At 67.1% G+C, this 17484-nt stretch carries 9 protein-coding genes; 2 read left to right on the forward strand and 7 right to left on the reverse strand.

Going from position 1 to position 17484, the window contains the following annotated elements:
- The first annotated feature begins 1 nt into the window (after position 1).
- Both ACTIFP_RS08630 and ACTIFP_RS08635 read left to right on the forward strand, forming a co-directional pair.
- Entirely contained in the window at positions 2-1936 is a 1935-nt protein-coding gene (locus ACTIFP_RS08630) for a cytochrome c3 family protein (RefSeq protein ID WP_439568306.1), read from the forward strand.
- Positions 1937-1979: 43 nt separating this feature from the next.
- Positions 1980-2828 carry a metallophosphoesterase gene (locus ACTIFP_RS08635; RefSeq protein ID WP_439568307.1) on the forward strand — a complete coding sequence of 283 codons (849 nt, stop codon included), beginning with the start codon at positions 1980-1982 and terminating at the stop codon, positions 2826-2828.
- Here ACTIFP_RS08635 and ACTIFP_RS08640 read toward each other — a convergent pair.
- From ACTIFP_RS08640 to ACTIFP_RS08670, 7 genes are all read right to left on the reverse strand, one after another.
- On the reverse strand, positions 2825-3769 hold the full coding sequence (locus tag ACTIFP_RS08640) for a D-2-hydroxyacid dehydrogenase (RefSeq protein WP_439568308.1): 945 nt from the start codon (positions 3767-3769) through the stop codon (positions 2825-2827). The genes ACTIFP_RS08635 and ACTIFP_RS08640 overlap by 4 nt on opposite strands.
- Before the next feature lie 7 nt (positions 3770-3776).
- Positions 3777-4133, reverse strand: a complete 357-nt coding sequence (locus tag ACTIFP_RS08645; protein WP_439568309.1) for a hypothetical protein — start codon at positions 4131-4133, stop codon at positions 3777-3779.
- A gap of 38 nt (positions 4134-4171) precedes the next feature.
- Positions 4172-5644 carry a cysteine--tRNA ligase gene (gene cysS / locus ACTIFP_RS08650; protein WP_439568310.1) on the reverse strand — a complete coding sequence of 491 codons (1473 nt, stop codon included), beginning with the start codon at positions 5642-5644 and terminating at the stop codon, positions 4172-4174.
- Between the two features lie 61 nt (positions 5645-5705).
- A complete protein-coding gene (locus ACTIFP_RS08655; RefSeq protein ID WP_439568311.1) occupies positions 5706-12617 on the reverse strand; it encodes a hypothetical protein in 6912 nt (2303 codons plus the stop codon).
- 26 nt (positions 12618-12643) lie between these two features.
- On the reverse strand, positions 12644-14464 hold the full coding sequence (locus tag ACTIFP_RS08660; protein ID WP_439568312.1) for a ShlB/FhaC/HecB family hemolysin secretion/activation protein: 1821 nt from the start codon (positions 14462-14464) through the stop codon (positions 12644-12646).
- Positions 14465-14648: 184 nt separating this feature from the next.
- Positions 14649-15407, reverse strand: coding sequence for a hypothetical protein (locus ACTIFP_RS08665; RefSeq protein ID WP_439568313.1), 759 nt, complete (start codon positions 15405-15407; stop codon positions 14649-14651).
- Positions 15394-17481: a CHASE2 domain-containing protein gene (locus ACTIFP_RS08670; protein ID WP_439568314.1), complete on the reverse strand. Its 2088-nt coding sequence runs from the start codon at positions 17479-17481 to the stop codon at positions 15394-15396. The genes ACTIFP_RS08665 and ACTIFP_RS08670 overlap by 14 nt, the downstream gene beginning before the upstream one ends.
- Positions 17482-17484: the final 3 nt, after the last annotated feature.

Consider the following 17484-nt stretch of genomic DNA (forward strand, 5'->3'; position numbering starts at 1 on the left):
GATGAGCTTCATCCTGCGCCGCATTTCGACGACCAAAACGGGCAAGCAGATCATTCGCGATCAGCCGCTGCCCGGCGAGGTGATCACCCTCGGCCGCGAAGGCGGGAACACGATCCACGTCGCCGACCTGGCGGTGAACCCGCAGCACGCGACGATCAGCAGCGCCGACGGGCGCACCGTTCGCGTCGCGGCGAGCGAGGGGCTGGGCTTCGACCTCAACGGGCGCAGCCAAACCGTCGCCGACATCGACAGCGCTGCGGGCGGCGAGCTGCGTTTCGGCGGCCACCGGCTGACCATCGCGCGCGAGGGGGAGAATATCATCCTGCTTGTCGAGCGGATCGACGAGCTGTCGCAGTCGTCGAAGGACGTCGACGAGGTTAAAGCCTTTTCGCTGCAAGGCGTGATGTTCGGCAAGCGGATCGGGGCGTGGGCATTTGGCGTCCTGATGCTGCTCGCCTTTCTGGTCGGGCCGATCTGGGCCTGGTACAGCTACAAGAATGTGAACGAGCGACCCGACGGCTTTCATGCCGACAGCAGCTGGCTGTCGGGGCCGCTGTCGAGCGCACACGCCAGCCTGAAGGACGATTGCCAGTCGTGCCATGTCGAGCCGTTCGTCGCGGTGACCGACAAGGCCTGCGTCAACTGCCACACCGGCGAGCATAAGACGATGAGCATGGCGCACGCCGGGGCGCCGACCGCGATGCTGCTCGCCGCGCGCGCGCCCGACGGCGGGTTCGACAAATTGCTGGCGAACGTCGGCGAAGCGTTCAACCGGCCGCAGGGGCGCTGCGTCGATTGCCATACCGAGCATGAGGGCGCCGGACCGATGGCGGCGACCCCGCAGAAATTCTGCGCCGATTGCCACGACAGGATGCAGGGCCGGTTGAAGGCGGCGGGGCATCCGACAATGCTCGCCGATGCTGGTGATTTCGGCACCGGCCACCCCGAATTCCGCCCGCTCGTCCGCGCCGCGCCGGCCGCCAAGCTGGCGCGCGCTGCGCCGGGCAAGGGCACGATCGATTATAACGGGCTGAAATTCCCGCACGATATGCATTTGCAGGCGACTGGCGGGGTTGCGCGGATGGCGGCGAGTTTCCGCGGCCGCTATGATTTCGGGCAAAAGCTGGAGTGCGAGAATTGCCACCGTGTCGAGGCCGACGGGGTGCGCGTCAAGCCGGTCGAGATGGAGCGCGATTGCGCGATGTGCCACAGCTTGGCGTTCGAGACGGTTGGCGGCACGACGCGCACCTTGCGCCACGGCGAGCCTGGACAGGTCGTCGCCGACCTCACCGCCTATTATCGCTCAACCCCGCCGGCGCGCCCGCTGCAACTCGGCGGGATGCAGCGGCGGCGTCCCGGCGCCTATGCCGAGGGGCAGGTGTATAATATCTATTTTCGCGAGGTTGCGGTGCGCCCCAGCCGCGCCGAGGATGCGGTGCGCGCGGTCTTTTCAAAAGGCGGCGCTTGTTATGATTGCCACACGATCTTTGCGCCGCAGGCGGGGAGTAACTGGCGCGTCGCGGCGGTAAACCAGACGGCGCGTTACCTGCAAAAGGGCTGGTTCGACCATGACGCGCACCGCGAAACCGATTGCGCCGACTGCCACACCGCAGCGCCCGCGTCGAAAGCGTCGGCCGACCTGCTCGTCCCCGGTCTGCGCCAATGCCGCGACTGTCATGTCGGCGAGGGCGGCGCGCGGCTGGTGAAGGTCGAAACCGCGACCGAATCGCCTTGCGCGATGTGCCATGAATATCATTCGGACGGCGGCCAGCCGTGGGTGCCGAACCGCCAGCGGAAGGGTAATGCCGCGGCAATCACAAATAAACCCCTGCGTGCTACCTATGGTGTGAGTGGGATCACAGGCATCGGGGCACGGGGTCTTTACAATGTGACGTGGCGCACACCTGCCTTGCACGGGGCACGGCGGGGCGGATAGGTTTAGAACCGGGGCCGATAACGGGCCGGAGCAGGGGACGGATGTGCTGGTCGCGCAGATCACCGATATCCATTTGGGGTTCGATCCGGACAATCCGGCCGAATATAACCGCAAGCGCCTCGACGAGGTGCTGGACCTGCTGATCGATGGGCCGAACCGCCCCGACCTGTTGCTCGCCACCGGCGATATTACCGACCGCGGCGACGAAGACAGCTATCGCCGCCTCGCCAACGCCTTTTCGCGCTGCCCCTTTCCGGTCTGGCCCAGCGTCGGCAATCATGATTTGCGCGATAATTTCCACGCCCAGTTTCCGGGCTTCGACGACGGCAACGGCTTTGTCCAATACACGATCGAACTGCCCGAAATGCGGCTGGTGACGATCGATACGCTGGAGGAGGGGCGCCACGGCGGGGCGTTTTGCGAAGCGCGCGCGGCGTGGCTCGACGCCGAACTGGCGAAGGACGCCGCCAAGCCGACCTATATCGTGATGCACCACCCGCCGGTCGAAAGCGGCATCGAATGGATGAACACCCATCCCGACGAGCCGTGGGTGACGCTTTTTACCGATGTGGTGCGAAAACATCCGCAGGTGCGCGGGCTGATCTGTGGTCATCTCCACCGCAGCGTCACCGTGGCCTGGGAAGGGCGCACCGTCGCGATCTGTTCTTCGACCGCGCCGCAGGTCTCGCTCGACCTGCGCCCGATCGACGCGGACCGCCCCGACGACCGGCCGATGATCGTCGCCGAAGACCCCGCCTATGCGCTCCACCGCTGGAACGGGCGCGAACTGGTGAGCTTTTACGACTTTGCCGGGGCGCATACGATGCTGGCGAAATATGACGCGCATTTGCAGCCACTGGTACGCGAGTTGAAGGCCGAGCGGCCGGGCTAATACCCCAGCGTCAGATCGACCCGCGGCTCCACCGCCTCGCCCTTGTTCCAGCGCTCCAGATTCTCCAGAAACCGCTGCGCCGACCGCACGAACATCTTGTCCTGCGCGCGGCCCGACAGATGCATGGTGATGTGCGCGTTGTCGAGGCTCCACAGCGGGTCATCGGCGGGCAGCGGTTCGGGGGTGGTGACGTCGAGGAACGCGGCGGCGATCTGCTTTTCGTTCAGCGCCGCGACCAGCGCGTCCTGATCGACGACGCTGCCGCGCGCGATGTTGATCAGCGTTGCGGTCGGCTTCATCGCCGCGAGCTCGGCGGCGCCGATCATGCCATCGGTCTCGGCGGTTGCGGGGACCGCCAGGATCACCCAGTCGAAACCGCCAAGCCGCGCCTGCCACTGATCGGGGGTCAGCGTGTTCTCACCCGGCGAACGGCGCACCACGGTAACGTCGACCGCGAATGCCTTCAGCCGTTCCTCGATCAGCTTGCCAATCGCGCCATAGCCGAGCAGCAGCGCCTTCGATCCGAACAGCTCGACCTTGCCCGGCGAATCGATCAGCCATTCGCGGCGCTCCTGTGCGCGGACGACGTCGCGATACCCCTTGGCGACGGTAAGCATGCCCATGACGACATATTCGGCGATGGTGATCGCGTTGATCCCGGCACCGTTGGTCACAATCGTGCCGCGCTGGGCGAGCAAATCGAGCGGCATCCCATCGACCCCGGCATAGATCGAGTTCAGCCATTTCAGCTTCGTCGCGGCGGTGATGACCGCCGCCATATCCTTCTTGTCGTACATGTCGAACCAGCCGATTTCGGCGTTGGGTGCGAGGGCGAGCGCTTCGTCCTTCGACTGGAAGAAGCGCGGTTCGACCCAGTCGGGCAGGCGGTTTTCGACGAGCGGACGGATCAGGCCCGACAGGACGGTGACGGTCTTGGTCATAAGATTCCTACTGCTGAAATGCGTGCCAGCCCGCCCAGGCGAGCGGGATAAGGCCGATCAGGTCGACGAGCGCGATGGTGGTGAGCGCCGCAGGGCGCCCATAGGATTGATAGAGAAACAGGAAGCTGAGCATCGAGATCGCGGCGAGCAGGGTCGCAAGCTTGCGCCCGCCGGGGTCGAACGCGGCCCAGACGCAGGCGGCGAGCACCGCGAAGAACAGCGCGGCGCGGTGGTGCATCAGCACGAACAGCGGGTTGCCCGGCGCAATGCCATAGAGCCGCGTGATCAGCGCGGGCCAGACCAGTGCGAGCGCGGGGACCAGATGGACAAGACCGACAAGGAGCCAGCAGATCAGTTGCGACATGCAACGAAGCTAGCATCCCGGCGAGCCGGAACAAGCCTCTAATTGGCGTCGAGCCGCCAGTCCCAGCCGAGCGGGTCGCCATCCATCACCTCGACCCCCGCGGCGATGAGCTCGTCGCGGAGTTTGTCGGAGGTGGCGAAGTCCTTGGCCGCGCGCGCTTCCTTGCGGCGGGTGAGCATGGCTTCGATTTCGGCTTCGGTGATGGCGGCGGATTTGGGGCGGATGCGGAGGTCGGTGCGCGTGAGATTGAGCAAATCCAAACCCAACACGGCATCGACTTTCGCTATTACGACCAGTTTTTCTTCGGGTGGCGCTTGCTTGGTCTGTATTGCCAGTTCGAATAGGGGCAGCATAGCGGCTGTATTGAGGTCTGCGCTAAGCGCGTTATCAATCCAACTGAAGTCGGCACCCGTCTCCGCATCGGCAATCCTATCTGCCGACACCTCAGGTAGCTTTTCGACGATCGCGACCATGCGCTTGAGCCGCGTCAGCGCCGCGCCCAAGCCCTCCCACGAAAACTCCAGCTCGCTGCGATAATGCGCCTGCAGGCACATCAGCCGATAGGCGAGGGGGTGGTAGCCTTTGTCGATCAGCAGTTGCAGGCGCAGGAATTCGCCCGCGCTCTTGCTCATCTTGCCGCTGCGTTCGATCAGGAAATTATTGTGCATCCAGATGCGCGCGCCGCTGGCGTCGCTGCAGCTGTGCGCCTGGTTCTGCGCGATCTCGTTCGGGTGGTGGATCTCGCGATGGTCGATGCCGCCGGTGTGGATGTCGAACGGAAAGCCGAGCAAGGCTTCGGACATGACCGAGCATTCGAGGTGCCAGCCGGGGGCGCCGCGGCCCCACGGACTGTCCCATTCCATCTGGCGCGTTTCGCCCGCGGGGGTCTTGCGCCAGATCGCGAAATCGGCGGCGTGGCGCTTGCCCTCGACCTCTTCGATACGGCCCTCGCCATCCTCGGTCTTCGCGCGCGCGAGGGCGCCGTAGTCGGCGACGGTCGAGGTGTCGAAATAGAGGCCGCCGTCGAGCTCGTAGCAGTGCTTCTCCGCAATCGCCTTCGCGAACTCGATCATCTGCGGGACATAGTCGGTGGCGATCGACCAATGCGCGGGCTGGCGGATGTTGAGCGCCTTGACGTCGGCCCAATAAGCCTCGGTATAATGGCGCGCGATGTCCCAGATCGACTGCGCTTTCTCCGCAGCCATCTTTTCCATCTTGTCCTCGCCCGCATCGGCATCGTCGGTCAGGTGGCCGACATCGGTGATGTTGATGACGTGGGTGAGCTTGTAACCCTTGAACGACAGCGTGCGGCCCAGTGTGTCGGCGAAGACATAGGCGCGCATGTTGCCGATGTGCGGGTAATTATAGACCGTCGGGCCGCAGCTATAGACGCGCGCCTCCGGCGGGTCAGCCGGATCGCCAAGCGTCCCGGGGTGGACGGGCCGGAATTCTTCCAGCTGGCGCGTCAGGCTGTTGAACAGCTTGAGCGGAGAGGCGGGGGCGTCGGTCATGCCGCCGCCCATGCCTTGCGGCTGGGGGAGGCGTCAACCCGATTGACATACCCTAGCCCCGCTACGGCGCCTCGGTCGGCGTCCACAGGTCGTCGTTGCCCGCGCCGGTGACCGGATCGTCGAGCAAAGGTTCGCCGCTCAGCGGATCGAGGTCGCGCATCGTGATCAGCGGCACCGGCAGGCTCTGGCCGTCGCCATTGTCATCCTCGGCATCGGCCTCTTCCTCGATGACGTCCTGCACCGGGAAACTGTTTTCAAGGCCGACAAAGGCGCAGCGTGCGGCGTTGGCGATGACGCAGCCGTTGAAGGTCGAGCGCGGGTCGAAGCCGCCCGCGACCGGCGCCGCGCCGCCGATCGTCAGCAGCGGGATGGTATCGAGCCCGGTCACCTGGCCGGCCGCCCCGATCTGGACCCCGTTGATGACGATCCGCGGCGCGCCGCTGGTGACCACGTCGATGCCGCCCGCACCAAAGGTCAGCCCGCGGCGGCTGGCGAAATCGGTCCCGGCGCCGCTGTTCTGGACATAGAAACCGCCGGAGACTTCGGCGCGGATGCCCCGCGCGAACAAAGACCCTTCGTCGATGACGATCCCGTCGTTCTGCGCCAGGCGCGTTTCGATTGCGTCGGTCGTCGTCGCGGCGCCGACATCGCTGATCGCTGCGGGAGTCGCGACGATGATGTCGTCGGACACCATGTTGAGCCGCCCGGCCGCGTTGGTGCCGTTGACCAGGCGCACCGTGCCCTGGCCCAGAATGACCTCGAGCGCGTCGTCGGCGAACAGGTTGAGCGCGTTGGTGTCGGACAGGCCGGTGAGTTGGACATTGCCGATGACCCGCATCTTGCCTGGGGTGCGGATGGTCAGCGCGCCGTTGGCGCCGAGGTTCGATCCCGCCGCGCCCCCGGCGAGCGTGAAGCTGTCGACGATGACGTCGGGCGGGGTATTGCTGCCGACCGAGGTGTTATTGACTGCCTGCACATCGGGCGCGAAGATTTCGATATTCGTGCCGAACAGCCGCGTCAGTTCGCTGGCATCGAGATGGAAGCCGCCCCGCGTCCCGGTGCCGCCGACGAAGGTCTGGCTGAACACGTCGTTGTTTTCGATCGACAGCGTTTCGGTGCTGCCCGCAGTGCCGACGCGCGCGCCGCTGGCGATGATGATGTCGTTCGATTCCAGCGCGATATTGCGCGCGGTGAGCACGCCGTTCACGACAATATTGCCCGTTGATATGATGTCGGCGGCGTTCGCGGCCAGCGCGGAAATGACGATGTCATTGCCGTTCTGCGCCGTCAGCGCGGCGCGTCCCGCGACGACGCTGGAGGTGATGGTCAGCGTCCCCGACCCGTTGGTCACCACCGCGTCGCCGACATCGGCGTCGAGGACGGCAAAGACGATATTGCCGCCGGTGTTCAGGTTGATGCTGTCGCCGGTCACCGTCACCGGGCCGGTCGAGAGCAGCCCGCTGGAGGTCACGGCGCCGTTGCTCGCATTCAGTCGCGTGGTGCCGCCCGCCTGGATGTTGGTGGCGGTGACGCCGTTCGTCCCGGTCAGCGTCAGCGGCCCGGCGCCGGTGGTCTGGGCGCGGACGATGTCGATGCGCGCGCCGGTCAGGGTCAGATCGCCCCCGGCGCGCACGCGGCCGCCGACGATGTCGCCCGCGGTGACGAGCGACAGGTTGCCGCCCGCGTCGAGCGTGCTGACGAAGCTGCCGCCGGGGCTGGCCAGCGTCGCCAGATTGGCCGCCGCGGCGGTGATCGCGATATTGCGGCCCGCCGCCACGGCACCGGTGGCGTCGAGCGTGCCGGTCGCGGTGACCAGCACGTCGGTGAAGGCGTTGAGCCCCGCCAGCGCCGTATTGCCGCCCTGGGTGCGAATGTCGCTGCTGCCGCCGGTGACCCCCAGGCCCAGCGTCGCCGCGCCGTTGATCGCGATGGCGCCGGGCGTGGTGACCAGAATGTCGTCGCCCGCCGACAGCGTCGCCGCGGCGATCGCACCGCCCGCCGACAGGACGATGTCCGATCCGTCGGTCGCCGAGATGCCTTCGCCCGAATTGATCGTAAAGCCGCTGCCGCCGGCAAAGACGAGCAGCGCGGTGTCGGCGCCTGCGCCGGTCGCGCGAACGTTCGCGGCGTTGAGGTCGCCCACCGCGCGGACCTCGACATCGTCGCCCGCGGTGACGCCGCTGAGCGACGCATTGTTCCCGGCGATGACCAGCATGTCCTCGCCTGCGCTGGCGCCGGTTAGCGTCGCCGATCCGCCCGCACTGACCCCGAACATCCGCGCCGCGGCGCTGTTCGTCAGCGCGGCATTGCCCGCCGCTTCGACGAACACATTGCCCTGTGCCGTGATACCATTGAAATCGACATAGCCGCCATTCGCCGTTGCCGATGCGGTAATGTTGGCGTTCGAATTCAGCCGCACATCGCCGCCCGCCACAAAGGTGCCGGTCAGATCGCCGTCGGCAAAAATCGAGATCGTCCCCGCCACATCGGCCTGATTCACCGCGACCGGGCCGCCCAGGCCAAAGGCGAAGAACGACGCATCGCCGGTGACGGCGCCGGTCAGCGCGATGCTGTCACCGAACGCATTGATGTCGCCGCCCGCCGCGATGTTGGTTCCGGTGATCGCGTTGGCGGCCGACAGGTTGACCGTGCTGCCCGCATCGATTGCAGCGAAGGCGATGCTGTCGCCATTGATGCTGGTCGCCTGCCCTGACCGCAGGGTGCCGGTGGTCGTCACCGCGCCCGCAGCGGTCAGCGTCAAATTGTCAAAGGCATTGATATTGCCGCCGCCGACATTACCCGCCGATGCGGTCAGAATGATGTTCGACAGGTCGGGCGCAGACGCATTGATCTGGAATCCGCTGATGCCCGTGGGGCCGACCGGCAGATAGGTCAGCGTCGCGTTATCGGGGCCGGTTCCGGTGGTGGTCAGGCCATTGGCGATGATCCCGCCCGCGGCGATCGCGGTCAGATCGTCGCCCGCGGTCAGGTTGGCCAGCGTCGCGGTCGTCCCCGCCAACACTAGGATGTCTTCGCCCACATTGACCCCGCTCAGCGACGCCGATCCGCCCGCGTTGACCCCGAGCATGCCCGCCGCGCTGCTGTTCGCGAGGGTGACATTGCCCGCCGCATCGGCGAAAACGCTCGCCGCGATCGGTGGCCCGCTGCTCGAACTTTCAAAGCCGGTGGCGTTTGCCGACGCGTTGATGTTGGCGCGCGAATTGAGCCGGATGTTGCCGACCGCATTGTACGTGCCGCTGATGTCGCCGCTCGCGACGACGATAATGTCATCGTCGCTGTTGGCCAGGTTGATCGCGACGGGGCCGGCGCTGCCGTTGGCGAACAACGAACCGCCCGCAGTGACGGTGCCGGTGATCGCGATGCGCGTCGCGTTCAGGTTGATATTGCCGCCCGCGGTGATCGATCCGCCGCCGATCCCTTCGGCGCCCGCGACATTGCCGCTGGCGGTCAGAAAGACAAAGGCGCCGGCATTGATCGTGTTGAACAGGATCGACTGGCCATTGACCTGAACAAAGCCGCCCGCGGTCGAATTGCCCAGGTCGATCGCGCCGGGCGAGGTGACGGTGATGTCGCCCCCGGTGATGATCGAATTCAGCCCGGTACGGAAACTCGCGCCGCTGGCGGTGAAATCATTCGCGGCTTCGGCATGCTCGACCGACGCCGCGCCCGCGGCGGTCATCACGATGTCGTTGGCGTCGAGCCGGTCGACCCCGATGCCGCCCAGCGTCGAGATGAGGGTCAATGTGCCGCCCGCGTCCAGCAGGCTGCCCGGCGCGCCGCTGATGCTGCCCGCGCTCGCGGTCAGATTGCCGACGGCCTGAAGCGTCGGCGCGGTGCCTTCGCGGGCGTCGTGGCGGATGTCGATCTGGTCGCCCGCATCGATGGTCAGGTTGCCGCCGGCGCTGACGGTGCCGTTCGACTGCGCATAGGCGCCGAACGAGCTGTCGGTGGTCAGCGTCATGTTGCCGGTCGCCGCGATCGTGCCGCCATTTGCCGCAAAGAAAATGCCCGCAGGCGCTTCGGCGGTGTCATTGTTCGTTGGCGGTGCGTCGCCCAGCGCTGCGGCCGCCAGGCTGGTCATCCGTACCGCGCCGCCGCCCGAGGTGCGGATTTCGATGCGTCCCGCGGCATCGCCATTGGCGGCGATCGTCGTCACCCCCAGGTTGACCAGCGCCGGGGTTGCGGCGCCAGCGGCTTCGATCAGCGCCAGCCCGCCGCTGGTTTGCAGCACGGCGCCCCCCGCGCCGTTGCCGCTGGTCCCGGTGCCGCCCGCGCCGCCGGTGCCCGCGATGCCGCTTGCGGTGATGTTGACCGGACTGCCGCTGGAGGTGATCGTGCCGCCATTGGCGAACAGGCGCACCGTGCCGCCGGTCGCGCCGCCGCCGTCGCCGCCGTCGCCGCCGATGAAGCCGGCGCCAAAGCCGTTGAACGCGCCGTCGCCGCCGATCCCGCCCGCGCCGTCGCTGCGCAGCGAGACAAGCCCGCCGGCGTCCGAATCGAGGAAGATGGTGGCGCCGCCGCTGGCCAGGATTTCCAGCGTGCCGCCGCGGCCCGACCCGCCGCTGCCGCCCGCTGCGCCGACGGTTGCGGCGCCGAAAAAGGACGACCCGGCGCCGCCGCCGTTGCCGCCGGTGCCATCGGTCTGGAAATTAGCCTGGCTCAGCGTCGCGCGGCCGTCGGCGCCGGTCGCCTGGATCCGGCCGGTGCCGCCGGTGCCGTCGCCGCCGTCGCCGCCCGCGCCATTGTTGCCGAACGCGCCGTCGCCGCCGCGCGCCGAGGCGTCGACGTTCATGAACAGCGGATCGGCGTTGAAATCGGTGACGATGATCTGCGCCAGCCCGCCCAGCGCGTCGCCGCCGCTGCCACCGAGCAGGCCAAAGCCGCCGTTGCCGCCTTGAGCCGCCGCGGTGCTGGTCACCGCGCCCGTCGCGTTCACCGGCGCGGCGAGGTCGAGCGCCGCGGTGCCGCCCTGGCCGTTGCCGCCCGTGCCGCCGATCCCGATGCCGGTGACCGACCCCGAACTGCTCGATGCAAAGACATTGCCGCCGGCGCCGCCGAAGCCGCCCGCGCCGGCGATCAGGTCGCCAGTGTTGAGCGTTCCCGACACCATGTCGATCGCCGCGGTGCCGCCCTGACCATTGCCGCCGCGGCCCGCCGCGTCGGCAATACCGCCAAAGGCGCTGAAATCGCCGCCGGCGCCGCCCCGACCCTCGGCATAAGCGGCGACGACGCCGGTCGCGGTGACCACCGCCCCATCGATCACGATCGCCGCGCTGCCGCCGACGCCGGTGCCGCCGGGGCCGCCGGGGATGATGTTCGCTGCATTGTCGTCGCTGCCGTCGGGCCCGCGGCCGCCGGTGCCGGTCGCCGACGCCGTCACCGATGCGGCGTTCAGCGCCCCGCCCAGCAGGTTGATCGCCGCGGTGCCGCCGGTGCCGGTTCCCGCGGTCCCGTCGGTCCCCACGTCCGCGACGGCATCGGCCGCGACCAACAGATCGCCAAGCCGGGCGACGCCGCCGGTCATCGTGAAGGATGCCGCTCCCGCGGTGCTGTTGCCCGTCGCCGCATCGATCTGGCCACCCGCGAGCACCGCGAGCATGCCGCCGGTGAGCAACTGGCCGCCGCTGACCGTCACCGTGGCACTGCCGCCCGCGCCATTGGCGCCGTTAGACTCGATCGTCAGATTGCCCGTCGCGCCGATAACCTGCCCGGTGCCAAGGTTGAACGTCGCGCTGGCGTCGCCGATGAACCTGCCGTCACCCTGGACGACGATGCGCCCCAAATGCGGCGGCGGCACAAAGCTCGACGGCCCGCCCGTCGGCACCTGAAGGAGCGGCTGGCCGAGCAGCGCGCCGCTGGCGCGCGCGAAGGTGTTGCTGCGAAACAAGGTGTCGTTGACGGTGATATTGGCGGCGGCGGCGTTCGCCGGAGCGCCGTCGAGTTCGCCATTGAAGATATTATACCCCGCCGACAGCCGCACCGCGCCGTCGGGGTCGGTTGATGCCGATACGGCATCGTCATAACCGATCGAGCCCGAAACCAGCATGGTGACAGCATCATTTTTGGGAATGGCGACCATATAGATGCGGCTCTGGTCGACATCGTCCTGTTCGTGCGCCGGACCCGTGGTGCTGCCGGTGTGGGTGATGACGTTGCCGCCTTCCGCCCCGATCAGCACATTGATGTCGAACAGCCCCCTGTTGATGCGGATGTCGGCCTGTTCGGCGGCGACATAGGCCGCCGAACCATCGACGCGCACCCCACCCGCCTGGACGATGCGCGGCGCAACGATTGCGACATAGCTGCTGCCGGGATTGAACGCGTTGTCGGCGTTGATCGCCGCGCCGTTCGCGATGTTGACCGGAGCGACATTGCCCGATGCGCCGCGAAAGCGGATTTCGCCCGCCGGGCCCAGCAGGCCGCCGGTTGTGATGACGTCGTTCGTCGTCAGCACCAGGCTGCCGACGTTGATGACCCCGGTGGCGCCGATCAGGATGCCGCCGGCGTTATAGAACCAGATATGGCCGTTCTGCAGCGTCGGCAGACCCGCGATCGACACGACACTGTTCACCGTCCCGTTGAGCGCGATCTGGTCTGCGATCGGGGTGCCCGACGCCGCGATGAAGCGGTTGAGCACGATATAGTCGACGCTGTTGCCGACAAAGTTGAGCGTGTTTCCGGCTGGCAGAAAGTCGATGATGCCGCCGACGGGGGCATTGGAGGGTGTCCAATCGATGATCGTCTGCGGCCCGTTCACATTGACCGTCGCCGGGTTCATGCCGGTACCAGTCGTCGTCCCGGCGGGCAGGGTGGTGATCGTCCCCGACCCCGCGACCTGCGCCAGCGCCGGCCCGCCACAGGCCAGCGCGATCATCCCGGCACCGATGGCGCAACTGGTCAGCAGGCGCCGTTTGCCGCGGTGGCCGGGTGTGGGAGCGATGGTGGCACGCATGGCTTTGGTCCTCGATACGAAAATCATCAGCGCGCCCTCACGCCGAACTGGGTGGTCAGCGACACCAGCAGCCTGGGATCGGGCTTTTGCGCCAGAAATCCGCCGCGGTTCAGCGGCGCCGCCACCGTCACGTCGAGCCGCGCGACATCGCCGTACGCGACGCGCACCCCGCCGCCCGCCGAATAGAGTTTCTGGGGGTTCAGCCCGGCGAACGCGCTGTCCTTGTTCCACACCCATACCGCGTCGAAAAAGGCGAAGGGCTGGACCGCGAACGCCTTGGTATTGGCGGGGACGAACGAGCCGTAGCGCGCCTCGAGCGCGACGCCGACGCCGCTGTCGCCGATGATGGTCCCGGGATCGAAGCCGCGCCCGACGGTGAAATTGCCGCCCGAAAATTCCTCATAGGCGAGCAGTGGATCGCTGGCCCATTGCGCGCGCGGCGCCGCCGACAGCGTGAACAATTTGTGCGGCCGCCATTCGGCAAGCGCGTTGGCGCGCAGCAGGAAGGCGTCGGGCTTGCCTTCGACGCGGGTCAGCGGCACCGCGCCGGGCAGGAAACAGGCGGCGCCCGCCGCGCCGCAATCGTCGCTGGCCCCCAGAAAGCTGGCGCCCTGCCGCGCTTCGAGCGAGGTCGACAGCGCCCAGCGCGGTTCGCTGGGGCTGTAGCCGCCGCGCCCGGCGACCGAAGCGGGGTCGATCCAGTTCGCGTCGGCGCGCAGGTTGAAGACGCGCAGCCGGTCGCGGTTGATCGGCACCCCGCCCAGCCCGATGTCCTGATCGATCAAATCGAGCCCGCCGCCGATCGTCAGGCGGCGCGCCTGCGTCAGCGTCAGCGGATAGGATATGAACAGGCTGGCGATCTGCGTCTTCGACTTGATCGGAAAGGCGGTGATGTCGGGGCGCGTCCAGGCGTAGGTATAGCTGGCGCCCAGGCGCAGCCCTTCGCCACCGACGCGGAACTCGTGCGCCAGCTGGACGACCTGCTGCTCGTCGAAATCGGGGGTCGAGTAAAAGCTGGCGGTGGTAAGGTCGCCCATGCCGGTCAGCCCGGCAAGACGCACGCGCGCGACACCGCCCCAGCGTCCGACGTCGCGCGACCCGAAATTCTGCGCGTTGAAATCGAACAGCACCGGGGTGCGCGCCACCAGCACTTCGCCGACGACTTCGCCCGGCGCCGCGCCAGGACGCAGCGTCAGCCGCGCGTCGAGCCCGGGGATGTCGCGTGCGAGCAACAGATAGCGTTCGGCGTCGACGATGTTGAACACCGGCTGGTCGTCGAGCCGCGAGAGATAGCGTTGCAGCAGCGGTTCGTTGGCGCCCGCATCGCCGCGCACCTCGATCCGCGCCATCCGCGCCGCCAATATGTCGAGCCGCACGACGCCGTCAGCGATCGTTTGCGGCGGCACGCGAACCGCCGCCAGATAGCCTTTCGATCGCAGCATCGTCGCGGCGCGGTCGCGAATGTCGCAGACGACCGAAATCGGCAGATCCTGTCCGACCTTGTCCGACCAGCTCGGCGTCAGCATCGCGGCGTCGATCCCCTCGACGCTGGAAAATTCGACCGCGCGCAGCGTGACGCGGACGGTCGCAAATTCGGGGTTGGCCAGCGGGCAGGGTGCGCGTTCGATGGCATCGTCGGCCGACACGACCCGCTCGTTCGGCGGGGTCACCGGGGCCAGCGTCGGTTGCTGGATTTCCTCGCGGGTCGGGATTTGTGGGGTCGCCTGGGCCAGCGCCGCCGCGGGCAGCGCCGCGGCGATCAGCGCCGCCGAACCGCACAGCCTGCCCCGAAGGGCGGCGCGCTTCGGCCGAACCCCCGTATATATCCCCTGAACCCCCGTGATCATCACCACCCCTTGTGTACGAACGCAGCCGCGAAATCGCGGTGCGACAATTCATCAGACACCGCCGAACACCGGCAGCGCGAATTTTTCGACCCAAGGAAAGCTTCTGCCGACGGATCGGCAGATTTTCTTCTTATTGTTATCAGATGGTAGCGGACGGTTCAATATTTCCACATTTCGGTTAACCTTATCCGGCCTCGGCTTCCGACATCGCATCGACCAGCCGGTTGAGCTGCGGCGCGCAGCCTTTTGCCATCAGCATGTCGACCGACCCTTCGATCGTGTCGGGTGCATTTTCCAGCGGGGTGAAGCGTACCTTGACCGGCGCGGGCAGGCCGCCACCCGACAGTCGGTAATCGACGCCATATTGTACCGGCAGCGTGTCGGTCGGCCATTTGCGGAAATTGGCGCCGTCGACCAGCGCGACGGTCGCCTTCTTGCCGGCGCTTTCGATTTCCAGCGCGGTGTCGCCCTCCATGTTGGGACGCCACAGCATCAGCGTTGCCGGGTCGGCGACGCAGAAGGTGCCGGCTTCGCGGTAGTCGAGCAGCCACAGGTTCGGTGCGCGCGCATCAACCGGTGCGGCATCGCCCGGGCCACGGGAAAATCCGCCGCGCGAACGCATCGTCGGCCCCTTGGCGAGCATGCGGGTGACGGTGCCGCTCATCGACTGGCTCGCCTGGATCGTGCCGCTGGCGCCAAAGGTGCCGGGGCCGGACAGGGTGCGCGTCTTGCCCGCCTGCATCAGCACGACCTTGTCGCCCGCGACCAGCGTCAGCTTGTCGGCCGACTTCAGCTTGGCGCCGGTCGGATATTTGCTCGCCGAGGGTCCGGTCGAGCGGACGACCATCGATTGCGCGGCGGCGGTGCCGACGACGGCCACCGCCATCACGGCAGCGGCGGCGGTCAGGCTCAGGCGCCGCATGGGCAGATCAGGAAAGGACATAGCTTTCTCCTTTTTCGGTATCGTTGAGGCGTTCTATCAGGAACATGATGGCTGCATCCTGACTAAATTCGGCGGTCAATGCTGTGGCGCCCGTCACATAGGCATCTTTATCGCCCGCGGTGTGCGCGGCAACCAGCGCCGCGATGCGCGCGCGCTGGTCGGGGGCAAGATCGGGGCGCGGGGTCAGCACGTCGACGGGCTGGGCGCGGCCACGCAATGTCACCCGCCCCATCGGCACCAGATCGTCGCGGCCCGATCGCGCCGCGGCTTCGGCCGAGACGAGGACGCCGGTCTTCAGGCTCTTGTTCGCGGCTTCGAGCCGCGACGCGGTGTTCATGCTGTCGCCCAGCGCAGTATATTGGATCCGCCCCTCGCCGCCGAAATTGCCGACGATCGCGTCGCCGACATGTAGCCCGACGCGCGTCATGCCTAGCGGCGGGACGCCCTCAGCCAGGTCGACGCGGAATTTCTCGCCCGCCTCATACATCGCCAGCGCTGCGGCGGCGGCCTGCGGCCCGTCGTCGGGGCGGCTGAGCGGGGCGCCCCAAAAGGCGACGATCGCGTCACCGACGAACTTGTCGATCGTCCCGCCATGGTCGAGCACGATGTCGGACAGGCGGTCGAGATAGGCGTTGAGCAGCCGCGCGACGGTTTCGGGGGTCACCGCATGGCTGAGCTTGGTAAAGCCTTCGAGGTCGGTAAAGACGCAGAAGATGTTGCGTCGCTCACCGTGCAGCGACAGCTGGTCGGGATCGCGCATGATCTGTGCCGCGACATCGACGGGCAGATATTTGCCGAGCGCCGATTGGGCAAAGGCACGCTGGCGCGACCCGATCGTGCGCGCCGCGGTGCCGACCGCGGCATAGCCGAACAGCCAGCCGATCGCCCAGCCAAAGGTGGGCAGGGTGGTGGTATCGACGCCGCGGCCCTGCAACCAGAAAGGGAAAGCGACGAAAAACGCCATCTGCCCGAAAAAGGCGAGCGCGACCCAGCGCGCGCGCAGGTCGATCAGGCTGGTCAATCCCCCCGCCAGTACGATCAGGATCGCAAGAATCCACAGCGCCGGTGCCGACAGCGGCCGCGACCACGCGTTGTCGAGCTGTTGCGCCAGCATATGCGCGTGGACCTCCAGCCCGATCATCGTTTCATGCTGGCCGGTAATCGGATCGGTGAAGCGGCTGAGCGGGGTGTTGAACTGATCGTTGTCGATGATGTCGCCGCCGATCAGGACGTAACGATCCTTGACCAGCTCTGAAAAGCCCGCGCGCATATCGGCATCCATCGGCATCGCGAAGGTGTCGATCGGGATATTGGCAAAGACCGGCTCTTCCTGTCCGGCGGCAGCGCGCGCCGGTACCAGAAAGCGGATATTGCCCTGGAAATTCGCATGCGCGGGATCGACGGGCGCCATCGCATTGGACATCAACGGCGGCAGGTTTTTCGGCCGGTCGGGCCAGTTGCGGATCACGCTGTCGTCGTCGGTACGGAACAAGACGCTCGTCGGCTTGGTCTTGTCGGTCGCCACCGCGGCGATGAAGGCTTCGAGGAACTTCTGCTGTTCGTAAAAGATCGTGTTCGGATTGCTCGCCTGCTCGGCATAGGCGAGCCAGGTTGGCGTCGTCATCGCGCGCAGCTGCGTCTTCAGCACCTCGTCGTCGGGGCGCGGCGAATCGAACGCAATATCGATGCCGATCGCTTTTGCCCCCATCTGGTCGATATTGCCCAGCGCATTGGCGAGCAGGGTGCGGTCGAGCGGCGAGCGGATACCGGTGTTGAACAGGGTTTCGTCATTATAGGTAACCAGGACGATGCGTTTGTCCTGTTCGACATGCGGCGCCATCAGCGTTGCGCGCGCATCGTACAGCGCGCGTTCCGCGGCATCGATCAGCGGCATCTGCCAGCTAAAGCGCGCGATCAGCACCGCGACGATCAGGAAGGCGATCGTCGCCGCCATCCGCGATGGGCCGAGCTGCATGACCAGTCGGCGCACCTGCTTGCGCAGCGGCACCGCGAGCCGCTGGCCGTCCGGCGCGGAGGTTTCGGCCGCGGGCGTGCTGGGATCGGACAGGGGCATCGG

Source organism: Sphingopyxis sp., from assembly GCF_051861155.1.
Lineage (GTDB): Bacteria > Pseudomonadota > Alphaproteobacteria > Sphingomonadales > Sphingomonadaceae > Sphingopyxis.